The organism is Phycisphaeraceae bacterium (genome assembly GCA_019636795.1).
Taxonomy (GTDB): domain Bacteria; phylum Planctomycetota; class Phycisphaerae; order Phycisphaerales; family UBA1924; genus JAHBWW01.
Genome location: JAHBWW010000005.1, coordinates 317732 through 333958 on the forward strand (window position 1 = coordinate 317732; position 16227 = coordinate 333958).

The window sequence follows — 16227 nt, forward strand, 5'->3', positions numbered from 1 at the left end:
GGCAATTTGCACCAGGGTGGCGATTTTGACGTGGGGCTCGGCGCGGTCGATTTCGTACTTCCGTTGGGTGACGAACACGTCATTGGTGTCTACGCTGGTTCATGCAAATTCTGGCATGCATGACCATTCTTTCTGTGGACAGGGCTGATTCTCACGCACTGACGGCGGGGCGAGTGATCCGATGATTCTGGCGGTCCTTGCTCTTGTCGCGCTTGCTGCAGTCGGTGCGCTGTGCCCGAAGCGTTTTGCTGCTGAGTTCGGGCTCGGAATCGCCATTGCGATTGGTGGAATCGGCGCCTGGTTTGCTTCGAAGGCTACGGGTGTTCTGAATGGCCAGGCACTTATTCAGGCGTTTGAGTGGGTTCCATCCCTCGGCGTTGAACTCGCAATGCGGCTCGACGGATTGTCGCTGGTGTTTGCGCTTTTGATCTGCTTCATCGGCGCGATCGTGGTCCTCTACACCTCAAGTTATCTTTCAGACTCAGCGGGTATCGCACGCTTCTATGCCACGTTGATCTCGTTCATGGCGGCAATGCTCGGGCTGGTCCTTGCTGATGATCTGGTCACACTGTTCATCTTCTGGGAACTGACGAGCATCACCTCATTTCTGCTGATTGGCTTTGACTTCAAGCGCGAGCGTGCGCGTGCCTGTGCCTGGCAGTCACTCCTCGTGACCAGTGTCGGTGGGCTTTCGTTGCTCGCGGGTGTGGTTCTGTTGGCGATCGCAGGTGGCGAGCTGAATCTGCCGCACTTTCGTATCAGCACTCTCGACGGGGCGAAGGTGCTCGCTTCGCCATTGATCGTGCCCGCGACGGTGCTGATCCTCATTGGGTGTTTCACCAAGAGCGCAATTTTCCCCTTCCATTTCTGGCTTCCGAACGCGATGGAGGCCCCATCGCCCGTCAGTGCACTGCTCCATTCCTCGACGATGGTCAAGGCTGGGGTCTATCTCATGGCTCGCCTCTCTCCAACTCTTGCGGGCGCGCCATTCTGGGAAGAAGTACTAGTAGCCTTCGGCGGAGCGACCATGCTCTTCGCCGCGATCATGGCAACCCGATTTGTCGAGTTCAAGAAGATCCTTGCCTATTCGACCGTGAGTTCGCTTGGCACGCTCACGATGCTGATCGGGCTCGGTGCGACGAAAGCAGTTGGAGCGTACCTCATCGCGCACGCACTCTACAAGGCATGTCTCTTCCTGATCGCTGGCAGTGTCGCACATGCGGCGAACTCGTACGACACAGAGGGTTTGCACAGCCTGCGCTCGCGCATGCCCATTACTGCATGCAGCGCATTTCTTGGCGCCCTCTCGATGGCAGGTATGCTGCCGTTTCTCGGGTTTGCAGCCAAGGAACTGCTGATTAAAGCGGCAATCGACTCTAGTTTCGTGCCGGCGTTGCTGGCCGGTGCTGTCGTAATTGCTGCAGTCCTCACTGTCTTTGCCGCGATTCAGGTTGGGATCAAGCCATTCGCACGTCGTTTTGGCAATGAGCCGCCACATACGCACGAAGTCTCGTGGCGTGAGTGGGCGGGGCCTGCAATGCTCGCGCTCGGCGGGCTGGTGTTTGGGATTTTGCCGATGGCGACGATTGAAGTCTTCAGCCGTGGTGTAGCTTCGGCCATTGGCGGCACCATGTATCAGACGGCAATCGAATTGCGATTCTGGCAACTGGTCTGGCCAGTCAACCTTGCAGCTGGATTGAGTGTGCTCGCGCTCGTTGCGGGCGGCACGCTGTTCGCCATTCGAAATCAGTATCGCGCCATGCTTGCCCCGCTTGCGCGGCTTGATGCTATTGGTCCCGAAGTCATATGGGAGCGCTGCATTGGAGTGGTGCTGCGGCTGGCACGCTTGTCAACGGCAACACTTCAGAACGGCAGCCTGCGATCCTACACGCGCGTTACGCTGCTCGCAGTCGTTACGGTTTGCGGCATTTCAATGATTCGTACTCAGCGAGGCGCGACTTTTCCAAACCTCTTCACCATTGCGGAGTTCATGGACTGGATCCTTCTCGTTGTCATCGCAGCCGCGGCGCTCGGAGCAACCTTTGTGCAGGCCCGACTGGGCGTCATCTCGATTCTCGGCGCAATCGGATTCGCTCTGGCGCTGTTTTTCGTCCTGCATGGGGCCCCTGACGTCGCCGCCACGCAGTTTGCGGTCGAAACCCTGATTGTCATCATCTTCGTCCTCGTCATTCGCCATCTGCCAAGACTCGGACGCTATACCAGCAGAATCTCACGCTCGTGGGATGCAATTGTCGCAACACTCGTCGGAATGCTTGTTTTCTCATACGCCCTGCTGGCGGTTTCTCAAACTCCTGAACAGACAGTCTCGGCGTTTCATGCCGAGCATTCTGTCCCGAGCGCATATGGCCGAAATATCGTCAATGTCATTCTTGTTGATTTTCGGGCGATGGACACGCTGGGTGAGATTTTCGTACTGGCTATCGCCGCTGTGGGGGTCTTCACGCTTCTGACGATTCGACCGTCGCGAGCGCTTATGGAGAAGGCATGAACTCCACCATTTTTCAGGTCGCTGCTCGAATGCTGCTGCCGATCATGCTCGTCCTGTCGGTCGTCGTTCTGTTGCGCGGACACAACGAGCCTGGGGGCGGGTTCATCGGCGGATTGCTCGCAGCAGCCGGTTTCGCGCTCCACACGCTTGCCATCGGACTTCAGGATGCACGTCGACTCGTCGCGCTGCATCCTCGCACCATCGCGGCTGTGGGGCTGCTGATTGCAGTTCTCAGTGGTGCCGTAGCATTCCTGAACGGGCAGCCTTACCTGACAGCACAGTGGGTCACTGTCATTCCGCCGGGATTCGCCGACCCGCTGAAGATCGGAACCCCGCTTTTCTTCGACATCGGGGTTTACCTCGTGGTTGTTGGCATCACACTTCTCATGGTGTTCACGTTGGAGGAGCGGCAAGGATGAACACCCTCATGGCCATTTGCTGCGGCCTGCTGGCTGGCACAGGAGCTTACATGCTTCTGCGGCGCAGTTTCATGAAACTCGTCATCGGTTTGGTCCTTCTCAGCCACGCTGCGAACCTGTTGATCTACATCGCAGCCGTCCCCGGTTGGCGCCGACCGGCGCTTGTTGAAGTCGGCGCGCAGTCACCTGATCCTCCATTTGCCGACCCTCTTCCCAGCGCGCTCATCTTGACAGCCATTGTGATCAGTTTCGGTGTAGTGTCATTTACCATCGTCCTGATCCGTCGTACTTTTGACGAGGTTGGGACCGATGACCTCGACGCCATGACTTCTACGGATCGCTTCATCCAATGATTGCACTTCCCGTCATCATTCCGATGGCCGCTGCCGCGATGTGCCTCATGCTGTGGAGCAAGGCGCGCCCGCAGGCGTTCATCGCGATCGTGTCAAGCACTATCACTCTTGCTGTGAGCGTGGCCATGCTCGATGTGGCCCGTACCGGCCAGATTCAAGTGGTGCACTTCGGCTCATGGGTCGCGCCATTTGGCATCTCGTTCGCAGCCGACATTCTTTCGGCCATCATGGTGACGCTCTGCTCGATCGTCGGGCTTTGCGTTGTTGTGTTCTCGGTTGGCGCAATCGACCGCCTCCGCGCCGGCAACGGGATGTATCCGCTCTCGCTCTGCCTCATCGCGGCAGTCAACGGGGCCTTTCTGACAGCGGATATTTTCAATCTTTACGTCTGGTTTGAACTCATGCTCCTTTCGTCATTCGTGCTCCTCACACTTGGGGGCCAACGCGGACAACTCGAAGGCGCAATCAAATATGTCACACTCAATCTTGTTTCGTCCCTGCTTTTCCTGATCGCGGTCGGGCTTATCTATGGCACGATCGGCACGCTGAATATGGCCGACCTGGCGGTCAAACTCGATGCGCATCCCGATCCGGCTCTTCCGACCGCGCTCTCGGCATTGCTGCTTATCGCGTTCGCGATCAAGGCAGCTGCGTTTCCGTTTTTCTTCTGGCTTCCCGCTTCGTATCACACGCCGCCACCCGTTGTCTCTGCACTCTTTGCGGGCCTGCTGACCAAGGTCGGCGTCTATGCCCTCATTCGCGCCGTCACATTGCTCTTTGATCAAGAATGGGAGGTCGTTGGGCAGGTCACGCTCATCATCGCGGGGTTCACGATGGTCACTGGTGTTCTTGGCGCGGTCGTCCAGAGTGATATGCGTCGCATCCTCTCCTTCCACATTGTCAGCCAGATCGGGTACATGCTGATGGGTCTGGGTATTGCGATCACAGCGCTCGCTGCTGTCGACAATGCCGACGAGGCTTCGGCGCGCGCCGTTGCAGTGCTCGCTCTCGCAGGATCTGTCTTCTACATTCTGCACCACATTCTCGTCAAGACCAATCTCTTTCTCATTGCAGGCGCAATCTATGAGCAGCGAGGCACCACCGAACTCGCACGCGTCAATGGCCTGCTCGCATCGCGACCGTTCCTTGCATCACTGTTCATGATCTCTGCACTCTCTCTCGCAGGGATTCCAGTCCTCTCGGGATTCTGGGCCAAACTCATTCTCGTCCGTAGCGGACTAGAGGCTCAGTCATACATGATCGTGATTGTCTCGCTTTGCGTCAGCATCCTCACGTTGTACTCGATGACCAAGATCTGGATCAGCGCGTTCTGGGGCGAGCCAGACCCTGTGGATCGCCTCGACCCCAGCTCCTGCCCGCGCTCCCGTCAGTTCTGCCTCATCGTGCCGATCATTGCCCTGTGTATCTGCACGACAGTCATCGGCATCTTCGCAGAGCCCTTCTCGGCTCTCGCAGTGCAGGCTGCCGAACAGCTCCTGTCTCCAGATGCGTACATCAATGCTGTGCTCGATGGCGCCCGCTCGCTCTCGGAGGCCGCGCCATGATGCTCGCAGCGAACATTCTGCTTGCCATCGTCTGGGCGGTGCTCATCGGGCCCTTCTCACTGGCGAACCTTCTGGTTGGGTTTGTCGCTGGGTTGGCGGGGCTTGCGATGTGCTCGCGAAGTGGGCGCGCGTACGCCCGTCGATTCTGGGGCATCACCGCCTTGCTCGCTTTTCTTGCCATGGAACTTGTGATTGCCAACATTCGCGTGGCGTACTACACCGTATCGCGACTCGACCGCCTGCATCCTGCGGTGCTGGCGGTTCCGCTTGAAGAACTCAGCGATATCGAGATCACCCTTCTAGCCATTCTCGTGACGCTCACGCCTGGCACACTGACACTCGACCTCTCGCCGGATCACCGCATCATGTACATCCACTTCATGCATGTCGAGGACGAGAAGCGAGCGATCAACGAAGTCAAGTCCGGCTTTGAGCGGCGCATCATGGAGGCTCTGCGATGATTCCCGCTGCCGGCGATCCTCAACACTGGATCTTTCTGCTCTTTGGCGCGATCATGGGCATTGCCATCATGGCCGCAACATGGAGGCTCATCATTGGGCCCTCGCTTCCCGATCGCGTTGTCGCGCTCGATCTCATCGGGTTTCTCGTTGTCGCCATCATTTGCGTTTACGCCATGGTCGCGCAGCAGCCGGCCGCCATCAGCGTCGCGCTCATTGCCGCTTTGGTCCTTTTTCTCGGCACGGCTGCGTTCGCCGTCTATCTCGATCGAAAGGGACAGCGATGACCGCGCGCGAGATCATCGTGGTCTGTCTGGTCATGCTCGGAGCCTTATTTTCCGTGTTGGCATCCGTCGGACTCCTCCGCATGCCCGATGTCTTCACCCGCATGCAGTCGGCGACCAAGGCCGGAACACTCGGCGTCGCCTGTACCGCTGCCGCTGCCGCAATCCACTTCGGACGTACGTTTACCGCCATCGAAGCCGTCATGGTTGTCTTCTTCTTCTTTCTCACCGCGCCGGTTGCTTCGCACCTCGTGGCTCGTGTTGCGTATACCTCAGGCTCCACCCTCTGGAAGCGCACCATCCGCGATGATTACGCCAAAGACCGCGCCAAGCGTACTCAGGATGTCGCCCGATCTACAGCCGATTCCCCGCCAGCGCCTTCGCCTCCGACCATATCCGAGTAACTTCGACTGATTCCTTCTCCGATCGCTGGCAAGAGTGCCTGCTTCAGCTCTGCAACTCGCGCATGACAACGCGCCACGTTCTGCCGAGGCGTGACAATCGCTTCGAACTCCAGGAACGAACCGAGGCCAACCACTTCGTCCAGGTGTACGCGCACCGAGTCGAACATCCACAATTCCCTGATCTTTTCGACCACAGCCATCACGGGAAGAACTGACGTTCCATATCGGGCCAGAGCGTCGGTCTCGGACAGAATCGCATATCGACTGATCCGCGATTGCGCGATATCCGCCCTCTCGTATCGAATGTACTCAACTGGCTCGGGGCGGCCGTTCACCTTGGCTTCGCGCCTCTTCAGGCGGCAGTCCGCTACGCGAAAGTATGTATCGCGCTGCTCGATGCGTGCTATGTGTGCCGCCCCCAGCCTGCGCAGGATCGCCGTTGCCAGCGCCGTGTCGCGCAACTCGCACTTGTATTCAACGTTCTGCATCGGGCAATTCCTTCGTCGGCGATTCTTGGCGCAGCGCATCGAGCAACTGCGACTCATCCCACACCGCAACTCCCAATGCCCGGGCCGTCGCCAGCTTCGAGCCCGCAGCCTCACCCGCGATCACAAGATCCGTCTTTTTCGAAACCGAACCGCTTACCTTGGCCCCGAGTGTTTCGAGCAGATCCTTCAGCGTTGCGCGTTCAAAATGTTCTAGCGTTCCAGTGAGCACGATCGTCTTGCCCGCGAAGACACCGGTCATGCTTCCGCGCTGAGCACTCGGTCCATGGTCCAGCGACTCGAGCACGACACCGACCCTCTTCAGATCGGCAAAGGTCTGCTGACCAACCTTCGAGTGCAGGAAAGCATGCACCGCCTGTGCGGTATCCTCGCCAAGCCCAGTCTCGTACACCTCTTCAAGTTCGGCCTCGCTTCCGGTCAGTGCTGCGCGTCGAACCTTGCTCATGCGGTTGACAGCCATGGGCATCAACTTCCATATTGGAGCCGCAAGCAGGTCATCCACGCTCGCGAACGCACGCGCCAGCGCCTTTGCCGTCGTAGTACCCACATGCCGAATCCCCATGCCTGCGAGCACACGCGCCATGCCACGCCCCTTGGCATCTTCGATTCCCGCGAGCAGATTCTCCAGCTTCTTCTCTCCCATCCGTTCCAGTTCGAGAAGTTTCGTTTCATGCTCCTTGAGTCGGAAAATGTCGGCAAAGTGATCCAGCGGCACGCCACCAGCGCGAATCTGATCGATCGTCTGCTCGCCCAGTCCTTCGATGTCCATTTGCCCGCGCGCTGCAAACCAGATCAGTCGTTCGCGCACTTGTGCCGGGCATTCCGGGTTCAGGCAGCGCCGCGATGTTTCGAGCAGTGGGTTCCCGCCTTGTTCTTCATCTGCTTCAATCGGCTCGATCTCGATCGGTCCGCCGCACGCCGGGCAACTCGATGGCGCAGACACCTTTTGCGCACCTTTGGGCCTCTTCTCTCCAATCACCGACACCACATACGGAATAATTTCGCCAGCCTTTTCAACCTCGATCGTGTCGCCGATATGAAGATCTTTCTGCCGCACGATCCCATAGTTGTGCAGCGTCGCGTGCCGCACCACTGTTCCCGCCAGTGGCACCGGCTCCATCACCGCCCGAGGCGTGATCTTCCCGCTCTTTCCCACCTGATGCTCGACACGCACCAGCACGGTCGTCTTACGCTCGGCTGGATACTTGTACGCAATCACCCACCGGGGGCTCTTGCTGGTCGTTCCAAGCTGCTCCTGCTGCGCGAACGCATCCACACGCACCACCATCCCATCGGTCTCGAACTCCATCTCGTGCCGGTGCGGATTAAAGCGCTCTATGGCACTTGCGATCTCCTCAGCCGTGCCGCATTGCGCCCAAATCGAGTTGGTCGGCACACCCAGCACAGCAAACTTTGCCAGCAGTTCCGAGTGCGACCGAGCAAAGTCATCATCCGATATCATCCCTCGCCCATGAGCCCGGAATCCGAGTCGCCTCCCCGCGATCGCCACCGGGTCGAGTTGCTTGATCGTTCCGGCGCACGCGTTGCGAGGGTTGGCAAATGGTTCAAGATCCTTGGCCTCACGTTCGGCGTTGATCCGCTCAAACTCCTTGATCGGCAAATACACCTCGCCACGAATTTCCAGTACGTCGGGCACATCAATGCCAGCGCCCTCGAGTCGGAGCGGAATCGCCCGGATTGTTCGCGCCGCGTGGGTCACATCATCACCCTGAACGCCATCGCCGCGCGTCAGCGCATACACCAGCGATCCCTGCTCATAGCGCAGCGAAATGGCCACGCCATCGATCTTCGCATCGCACACATACACAGGCTTCGAAAACAGCGACCCGTCCAGCAGCCGCTCAACCCTCGCCGTCCACGCCGCGATTTCGCCAGAGTCATACGAGTTGTCGATCGATCGCATCGGCAGGGTGTGCGCCCGCTGCACGAATCCTGCGATTGGTTCGCCGCCTACGCGTTGTGTTGGGCTGTCATCATCGGCCAGTTCCGGGTGCGCCGATTCCAACTTCGCCAGTTCTTCAAGCAGTTCGTCATACTCGCGATCCGACATGATCGGCCTGGCGTCAACGTAGTACGCCCGGTTTGCCTGATTGAGCCGCTCACGCAGCACCTCGATTCGCTCTGTCGCATCTCGCATCGCCGCACCTCGGCATCATCGTACTGCGCCACCACCCTCCCGGGGAGGGATATCATCGACCGCATGCCCGCGACCATCATTGACGGAAAGACTCTCGCCGAGCAGGCACACCGCGACCTCGCTGCGCGAGTCCAGAAACTGCTCGAACGCGGCAAGTCCGTACGCCTCGACGCTGTGCTCGTCGAATCCGGCGACAACGGCGCTCGCATTTATGCCGACAACCAAGCCCGCACATGCCAGCAGCTTGGTATCGATTACGAACTCCATCTGCTTCCTCAAGCCTCGACCCTGCACGACATCAAGCGTAAAATCTCGGCCTTGAGCATTGATTCTCAGGTGCACGCCATCATGATGCACCTCCCCGTCCCCGAAGGCATCGACCCCTACGACATTCAGCAGGCCATCGCACCCGAGAAGGACGTTGAAGGCGTCAACCCCGCGAACATCGGCAACGTCGTGTACGGCCGATCCCTCTGGGCACCCTGCACAGCCCTCTCAGCACTTCGACTCATCGAATCTACAGGCATCGACCTTCAAGGCCGCCGCGCCGTGGTCGTGGGCGCTTCAAACCATGTCGGCAAACCAATCGCCGTCCTGCTCATGCGCCGCGAGGCCACCGTCATCAGTTGCAACAAATGGACCCAGGGGCTTGCCGATATCACCCGTTCGGCCGATGTGCTTGTCGCCGCAGCCGGTGTTCCTGCCCTCATTACCCACGATATGGTCCGCCCAGGGGCCATTGTCGTCGATGTCGGCGTCAATCGCATCATCACGCCCGATGGTCGCCGAAAAACTGTCGGCGATGTCGATTTCGACCGCGTCGCTCCAGTCGCAGGCTTCATCAGCCCCGTCCCCGGCGGCGTCGGTCCAATGACCGTCACAGTCCTGCTTTCCAACGTAGTCGAGGCCGCCGAGCGGGCCTTCCGTGAACACCTGACGTCCCCCTCCGACTCACCGACAAACCCGCCCGCGCATTGACACCGCCCGCTGGGTCCGCTTGAATACCGCGTAGCCAGACCTCGCGGAGTGAGCATCATGATCCACGGATTGACCTTCGGCCTCTTTCAGTCCATCGGCCCGATGGAGTATCTCATCATCGGCGTTGTGCTTCTCCTGCTCTTCGGCCGACGCCTCCCGGAAGTCGGGCGAAGCCTCGGCAAGGGGCTCGTCGAGTTCAAGAAGGGGCTCAAAGATGTGGATGACGAGGTCCGCAAAGATGACCCCGCGTCCGCACGCAACCAGTATTCCTCAGCCCGACCGCCCCTGGGGCCATCAGGCGAAGAACGCCGCGTCAGCCAGGCCGAAGAAATGCGTTCCTCGACTGAACCCGCGCCTTGATTCCCTTGACTGAATCGAGGCTGCAACTCGACCCCAAACGCCTTCCCGGCGTACCATCACGCCACCTCAAGGCGAGGTAGCTCAGCTGGCTAGAGCGGAGGATTCATAACCCTCAGGTCGGGAGTTCAAGTCTCCCCCTCGCCATTTCGTATTCTGTTCGTATGAGAACTTCATCGGCCCGCATCGATTTCGCCGAAACAAACGAACAGCAACCGGGGCACGTGCAATCCCGCCTTTGATTCCTCGTTGTGCCGCTCAGGCCCGCAGCCTCGTGGGCAACCCGGAGACCTCGGACCATTGGAGATTCACCCGTGAGTGCAAAAATCGTCGTCGGAACCGTTGCTGGGCTTTCTCTACTTGCTGGTGGTGCCGTCATGATGGCTCGCATGGGTGCAACCGCTCCCGAGGCCGAGCTGGCCCAGCCGATCGAGTCGTCCGCACGCAAGCCTCTGCTCATTGTCGATGACTCATTGCCCCCGGCCATGACCATCAACGAAACGCCCGACCAGCCCGAAGCCCGTCGCGGCGACCGCGGCATCGACGCCCGAGGCTTCCAGCGCGAGGGCGGACAATGGGGCGGCCAGGCCAACTTCGACCCCGAGCAGATGCGCGCCCAGATGCTCGAACGTTTCGATAAGAACGGCGACGGCGAACTCGACGAAGATGAACGCCGCGAGATGCGCGAAGCCATGCGCGCCGAACGTGAAGCCATGCGTGATCGCTGGCTGCTCGACCGCTACGACAAGGACGGCGACGGCGTCCTGAGTGATGAAGAACGCGCACTGGCCGAAGCCGAGCGTGAAGAAGGTCGCGAGCGCATGCGGGCGCTCGAAGCCGATCGTCAGGCAGCACTGCTCGCCGCATTCGATGCCGATGGCGATGGTGTCCTGAGTGAGGCCGAATCTCGCGCAGCGAGGCAGGCACACCGTGAGTGGGGTGAGCAGATGCGAGCCGACATGATGGCACGCTACGAAACCGACGAGAACGGCCGATTCACGCCCGATGCAATGGCCAAACTCCGTGAAAACATGCGCGACGTCATGTCCGACTTCCGCTTCGTCAGCCAGTTTGACGCCAATGGCGACGGGTTCGTCACAGCCGCCGATATGCCTTCGTTCCTCGACGCTTTCTACAATCAGGACCGCAAAGCCGACATCAATAACGACGGCTTCATCGACGAGATCGATCTCGCCGAGTTCCAGCAGCGCGTCCAGACCGGGCAATCCGCAGAATACGTTGACATGATGCAGCGGCTCCAATCCGCACCCGCAGGCATGATGCCAGGCCCCGGTGCCATGGGCATGCTCTTCGGCGGCGGAATGATGGGCCCCGGCGGCGGCGGAGAAGGCGGCCGACCCAACATCGAGTTCATGAATCGAGGTCAGAACCAAAACGCCGGCGGCCGCGGCGGCGACCGTCCACGCGGTGATCGCCAGGGCGGCAATCGCCAAGGCGACGGCGGCGGAAACTGAAGCATCTCAGCCTCATCTTCACCCATCTGCCTCACGAGTTCTTCACACGCCGCCGGGTCTTGCCCGACGGTTTTTCTTGCCTCGCACCCGCCCAGGCACTTCGCTCCTCAATCTCCGCCTGTTCCGCTGGACACACACCCGTTCAGCGCGCTACGCTCACCCCAGGATCAGGGCGCATAGCTCAGTTGGCTAGAGCGCTGCCGTCACATGGCAGAGGTCACAGGTTCGAGTCCTGTTGCGCCTATTTCTTTATAACTGGCCACCCAAGGCCTCGATGCTGTTGACCAGCAAACCTTGGACAAGCGTCAGGTCATCGCAAACTCAAAGACTCCCAGTGCTCGCTCTCAGCCCTTGAGCGACGCCATATCGATCACAAACCGATACTTCACATCGCTCCGCAGCATGCGTTCATACGCAACGTTGATCTGATCCATCCGAATCATCTCGATGTCGCAGACGATGCCCTCTCGCCCGCAGAAATCCAGCATCTCCTGCGTCTGGCCGATGCCGCCGATGAGCGAACCCGCCAGTTGCCGACGCGGCATCAGCAGGCTGAACACACTCACCGCCTGCGGGTTTGGCGGCGCGCCGACCATCACCAGCGTCGCATCCAGTTTCAGTAGCGCCAGGTACGCATTGACGTCATGATCGGCCGAAACCGTATCGAGAATCATGTCAAAACTGCCCGCATGCCGGCCCATCGCATCGGCATCCTTCGAGATCACGACTTCGTCGGCCCCGAGTTTCCTGCCATCGGCCACTTTCCCTTCCGAAGTCGTAAACAGCACCGTGTGCGCGCCAAACGCATGAGCAAACTTGATGCCCATATGCCCAAGCCCGCCCAGTCCGACGATGCCGACCTTCTTGCCTTTGCCCGCTCCCCACTGGCGCAGCGGCGAATAGGTCGTGATCCCCGCGCACAGCAGCGGCGCCGCCCGCGCCGGGTCCAGCCCCGCCGGCACCTTGAGCGTGAACGCTTCATCGGCGACGATTCTCTCCGAGTATCCGCCATACGTCATCCCGCCCGAGTGCTTGTCGGGGCCGTTGTATGAAAACACCGGCCCGCCGAGGCAGAACTGCTCGAGCCCGCGCTGGCAACTCGAACACGTTCGGCACGAATCCACCAGACATCCGACCGCCGCAAGGTCGCCCACGCGAAACTTGCTCACCTCAGTCCCCACGCGCGTCACGCGCCCGAGGATCTCGTGGCCCGGCACCACCGGATACACCGTCATGCCCCACTCATTGCGGGCAAAGTGCAGATCCGAATGACACACGCCGCAGTACAGAATGTCGATCTCGACATCGCGCGCCAGCGGCTCGCGCCGATCGATCGTCATCCCGGCCAGTTCCGACGCTGCCGACTGCGCTCCAAACGCTTTTGCTTTCATCGCTCTCGCTCCTTGACAGGCTGCCTCACCGCGATCTCGACATCAGACTCCGGCCGATGCATCGAGGCATGCGACATAGCGGCCTCTTCGCGCGATCGCGCGCCAGCCGATCGTAGCCACGGTTCGATCCGCGCTGACATGCAGCCCTATCCTCAGTCCATGCTCACCCTCGACTACGCCAACTGTCTATTCGACCGCGTCGGCAATCACGGCCTCGATCCGGCCCGCCTCGAACCAAACTCCGACCTGGCCGCCGCCGCCGCGAGCCTGACCGCCCGCCTCGCCGCCTCGCGCGGCACGGGCTGGGAACGCTGGCGGAACCTTCCCTTCGACCCGATGCGCACCGAGCACATCGCCGCCGTCGATGCGCTGGTCCGCGAGCGCACCGGCCGCTTTGACAATCTTGTTGTCCTGGGCATCGGCGGCTCGGCGCTGGGCAACATCGCGCTCCAGAACGCGCTGAATCAACCCTTCTGGAACCTGCTTGCCCCCGATGCCCGCCCCGGCCCGCGCCTCTTCGTCATCGACAACGTCGATCCGACGGTCTTTGCCGCCGTCTTGCGGCTGTGCCCGCCCGAATCGACGCTCTATAACGTCATCAGCAAGTCCGGCGAAACCGCCGAGACCGCCGCGCAGTTCATGTGCGTCCGCGACGCGCTCACGACCGCGCTCGGCCCGCGCGCCCGCGATCACATCGTCGCCATTACTGACCCAGAGCGCGGCACCATGCGCCGCATCTGCGATGACGAGGGCTACGCGACCCTTCCCGTGCCCGACGGCGTGGGCGGGCGCTTCAGCGTCCTCTCGCCGGTCGGCCTGTTCAGCGCCGCGATGTGCGGCATCGACATCCGCGCCTTGCTCGCGGGTGCCGCCGCGATGGACCAGCGCTGCACCCTGCCCGATCTCTCGCGCAATCCCGCCGCCATGCTCGCCACGCTGCTGGTCGAACTGGCCAGCCGCAAGGGCAAGACCAACCACGTCATGATGCCGTACGCGACCGGCCTGGTGTCGATCGCCGACTGGTACTGCCAGCTCTGGGCCGAGAGCCTCGGCAAGGAGTTCGACGCCAGCGGCGAGCGCGTCTACGCGGGCTTCACGCCCATTCGCGCTCTGGGCGCGACCGATCAGCACAGCCAGATTCAGCTTTACCGCGAAGGCCCCAACGACAAGGTCATCGGGTTCATCGAAGTCGGGGAGTTTGCGAGCGACATCACGATCCCCGAGGGCCTCAACGTCGAGGCTCTTTCCTATCTCGAAGGCGCCTCGATGACCACGCTGCTCAACGCCGAGAAACGCGCGACCGAGTACGCGCTGGTCGAGAGCCAGCGCCCCAACTTCACGATCCACATGCCCGTCATCGACGCCCATCACATCGGCGAACTGATCAGTCTCTGGCAGATCGCCACAGCCTACGCGGGCCTGATGCTCGGCGTCGATGCCTACAACCAGCCCGCGGTCGAAACCGGCAAGAAGGCGACCTTCGGCCTCATGGGCCGCAGCGGCTACGACGACTGGCGCACGCGCGTCGATGCATCCCTCGCCCCGACACCCTACCGTATCGGCTGAAGCGCGAGCCAGCGCGGCGGCAACCAGCACACACGCGGGTGCCATCGCTCGCGGCCCTACTTTTTCTTCTCTTCCTCCCTCCTTCTCCCCGCGCAGCGATGCCGGATCGCACACAGGTTCCCGCGCGACGCACCGCCCGAGGCTAAACTGGTGCGATCTCGGAACTGCGCCATGTACGAGTCAGAGCCCGCTTCATTCAAGCGATTCCGTCGCATCGAACTGCCAAATCGAATGCGACTATGCACGTTTTCGACGCGGCATCGGCTCGCTCTCTTTGCTGATCCTGCTGTGCGTGATGTGTTTGCGACGACATTGGAACGCGCCCGACGCAGCGGCGCGTGTCTGCTTGTCGGGTGGGTGGTAATGCCCGAGCATGTCCATCTGCTGCTCATGCCTCCGCCGTTGCAAGCGAGCCTCGTCCGTGGGCTGTGGCAGATTAAGCGTGATTCGGCACGCACCGCGCTCGCGCTGTTGCGTGCTCGCGCCGATACCGTGCTGCCTTCGATCACGGCCGCGAGCGGACGTGTGCAGTTCTGGCAGCCCGGCGGGGGGCATGATCGCGTGATGCGCAGCAGCGACGATGTGCGCGAAAAACTCCGCTACATCCACGAAAATCCCGTGCGACGCGGCCTGGTCGATCATCAGACCGACTGGGCATGGTCGAGCGCTCGCTGGTATGAGGGTGAGCGATCAGGACCGGTCGGCATCGACCCGATCGCGCTGTGAAACTCACACGTTCTGTCACTGTTTCAACTCCCGCGTCCTGATACCCAACTCCCATGGACACGGGTGCCATCGCTCGCGGCCCTCCGTCTTCTCCTCTTCCTCCCTCTTCTCCCCGCGCAGCGATGCCCGTTTGGCACACAGGTTCCCGCGCGACGCAGGGCCCTCGACATTCCGGCACGCCCTCAACATTCCGCACGACTGCGCGACCTCAATCGGTCGCGAGTCGTGGCACCCGGTTCTCTTCTTCGCAGGTGCGCTCGCGCACGGAACTCTTTCTGCTTCGCTTCCTTCGACTCCCCACCGCGCCGCGAAGCCGGGCGGCCCGCGCCTGGCCACGCCGCGCTACGAACCCGCCGCGGCCCGTGCTCGCAGCATGTTCTCAACCGCTTGACGCTTCCCGGTCGGCACGCGAATCTTCCAGGTGTTGGCAAACCACCTGTTTCGCCACAGGGTCAGCAACAGGATCCAATCGTTCTTCCACTCCCACGACTGAATATGCTCCCACCGGATGAACGCCAAGTTATGCACCACGCCGGACTCGGTGAATCGAGTTTGAGAGTACCCCAAGGCCACCATCATCACTCCCAGGCACATCAGGCCAAAGATGAGAAAAACCATGATCGGCGGGGGCAGAGCGACGATGCTCACCGTGCGTGACCATATAGATATGGGGAGCAGAACTCCCGCGGGCACAAACATTATCATCACCGCGAGTTCCGACCAAGCACCAGAAGCGTCGGTCCGGCACGCCGCATTGTCGTGATGACATACACCGCTGCGAGAGGGCCGACAACAGCGGCAATATTTGCAGAGACCAGCTTGCCGCCATCGTTCGCCGAGACGCCCGTCCACTGTGCAACCACAGCACCAAGCCCCCAGGGAATCAGCAAGACAACCAACAGCACCACAATGGCGACGATGTACCCTGATTTCAGACCGGCAGCAGGCTTTCCCGTCTCCATAACTTCTCCCGGCACACAAGCGACGCATCGGCCTCCGGCAGTATAACGCATGTGCTCTGTCCAGCCGGACAAATTGTAATCGCAACCCGGCGGGGCCTCATCGCCCAGCCCAGCAT

The 16227-nt window shown here is 60.8% G+C and carries 17 protein-coding genes and 2 tRNA genes; 14 read left to right on the plus strand and 5 right to left on the minus strand.

The window, feature by feature from the left end; genetic code table 11:
* The first annotated feature begins 181 nt into the window (after positions 1-181).
* From KF757_12320 to mnhG, 7 genes are read left to right on the plus strand one after another with little or no spacing between them, the layout of a single operon-like run.
* Positions 182-2509, plus strand: coding sequence for a DUF4040 domain-containing protein (locus KF757_12320; protein MBX3323765.1), 2328 nt, complete (start codon positions 182-184; stop codon positions 2507-2509).
* Positions 2506-2928: a Na+/H+ antiporter subunit B gene (locus KF757_12325; GenBank protein MBX3323766.1), complete on the plus strand. Its 423-nt coding sequence runs from the start codon at positions 2506-2508 to the stop codon at positions 2926-2928. The genes KF757_12320 and KF757_12325 overlap by 4 nt, the downstream gene beginning before the upstream one ends.
* Complete coding sequence (locus tag KF757_12330; GenBank protein MBX3323767.1) at positions 2925-3281, plus strand: NADH-quinone oxidoreductase subunit K; 357 nt, start codon at positions 2925-2927, stop codon at positions 3279-3281. Before KF757_12325 ends, KF757_12330 begins: the two co-directional genes overlap by 4 nt.
* Positions 3278-4846, plus strand: a complete 1569-nt coding sequence (locus KF757_12335) for a Na+/H+ antiporter subunit D (GenBank protein ID MBX3323768.1) — start codon at positions 3278-3280, stop codon at positions 4844-4846. Before KF757_12330 ends, KF757_12335 begins: the two co-directional genes overlap by 4 nt.
* Positions 4843-5307 (plus strand): Na+/H+ antiporter subunit E, encoded by a 465-nt coding sequence (locus KF757_12340; GenBank protein ID MBX3323769.1) that lies wholly within the window; start codon positions 4843-4845, stop codon positions 5305-5307. The genes KF757_12335 and KF757_12340 overlap by 4 nt, the downstream gene beginning before the upstream one ends.
* Positions 5304-5591 (plus strand): hypothetical protein, encoded by a 288-nt coding sequence (locus tag KF757_12345; protein MBX3323770.1) that lies wholly within the window; start codon positions 5304-5306, stop codon positions 5589-5591. The genes KF757_12340 and KF757_12345 overlap by 4 nt, the downstream gene beginning before the upstream one ends.
* Positions 5588-5992 (plus strand): monovalent cation/H(+) antiporter subunit G, encoded by a 405-nt coding sequence (gene mnhG, locus KF757_12350; protein ID MBX3323771.1) that lies wholly within the window; start codon positions 5588-5590, stop codon positions 5990-5992. The genes KF757_12345 and mnhG overlap by 4 nt, the downstream gene beginning before the upstream one ends.
* Here the strand turns inward: mnhG and KF757_12355 are convergent.
* Entirely contained in the window at positions 5926-6480 is a 555-nt protein-coding gene (locus KF757_12355; GenBank protein MBX3323772.1) for a class IV adenylate cyclase, read from the minus strand. The genes mnhG and KF757_12355 overlap by 67 nt on opposite strands.
* The gene (gene ligA, locus KF757_12360) at positions 6467-8656 is read right to left on the minus strand and encodes an NAD-dependent DNA ligase LigA (GenBank protein ID MBX3323773.1); all 2190 of its coding nucleotides are present in this window, start codon (positions 8654-8656) and stop codon (positions 6467-6469) included. Before ligA ends, KF757_12355 begins: the two co-directional genes overlap by 14 nt.
* Positions 8657-8719: 63 nt before the next feature.
* On the opposite strand from ligA, the gene KF757_12365 reads away from it, so the two are divergent.
* The 5 genes from KF757_12365 (at position 8720) to KF757_12385 (ending at position 11710) form a co-directional block, all read left to right on the plus strand.
* Entirely contained in the window at positions 8720-9634 is a 915-nt protein-coding gene (locus KF757_12365; GenBank protein MBX3323774.1) for a bifunctional 5,10-methylenetetrahydrofolate dehydrogenase/5,10-methenyltetrahydrofolate cyclohydrolase, read from the plus strand.
* A gap of 57 nt (positions 9635-9691) precedes the next feature.
* Positions 9692-9994 carry a twin-arginine translocase TatA/TatE family subunit gene (locus KF757_12370; protein ID MBX3323775.1) on the plus strand — a complete coding sequence of 101 codons (303 nt, stop codon included), beginning with the start codon at positions 9692-9694 and terminating at the stop codon, positions 9992-9994.
* Between the two features lie 70 nt (positions 9995-10064).
* Positions 10065-10138 (plus strand) — tRNA-Met (locus tag KF757_12375).
* Positions 10139-10305: 167 nt separating this feature from the next.
* Positions 10306-11466: a hypothetical protein gene (locus tag KF757_12380; GenBank protein ID MBX3323776.1), complete on the plus strand. Its 1161-nt coding sequence runs from the start codon at positions 10306-10308 to the stop codon at positions 11464-11466.
* Between the two features lie 170 nt (positions 11467-11636).
* A tRNA-Val gene (locus KF757_12385) sits at positions 11637-11710 on the plus strand.
* Positions 11711-11810: 100 nt separating this feature from the next.
* On the opposite strand, the gene KF757_12390 is transcribed toward KF757_12385, so the two are convergent.
* Positions 11811-12857 (minus strand): NAD(P)-dependent alcohol dehydrogenase, encoded by a 1047-nt coding sequence (locus tag KF757_12390; protein MBX3323777.1) that lies wholly within the window; start codon positions 12855-12857, stop codon positions 11811-11813.
* 159 nt (positions 12858-13016) lie between these two features.
* Here KF757_12390 and KF757_12395 point away from each other — a divergent pair, with 159 nt between their 5' ends.
* Complete coding sequence (locus KF757_12395) at positions 13017-14423, plus strand: glucose-6-phosphate isomerase (protein ID MBX3323778.1); 1407 nt, start codon at positions 13017-13019, stop codon at positions 14421-14423.
* 171 nt (positions 14424-14594) lie between these two features.
* Complete coding sequence (locus KF757_12400; GenBank protein MBX3323779.1) at positions 14595-15149, plus strand: transposase; 555 nt, start codon at positions 14595-14597, stop codon at positions 15147-15149.
* A 342-nt stretch (positions 15150-15491) separates the two neighbouring features.
* On the opposite strand, the gene KF757_12405 is transcribed toward KF757_12400, so the two are convergent.
* A complete protein-coding gene (locus KF757_12405) occupies positions 15492-15797 on the minus strand; it encodes a hypothetical protein (GenBank protein ID MBX3323780.1) in 306 nt (101 codons plus the stop codon).
* A 56-nt stretch (positions 15798-15853) separates the two neighbouring features.
* Complete coding sequence (locus KF757_12410) at positions 15854-16162, minus strand: hypothetical protein (protein MBX3323781.1); 309 nt, start codon at positions 16160-16162, stop codon at positions 15854-15856.
* Positions 16163-16227 lie beyond the last annotated feature (65 nt).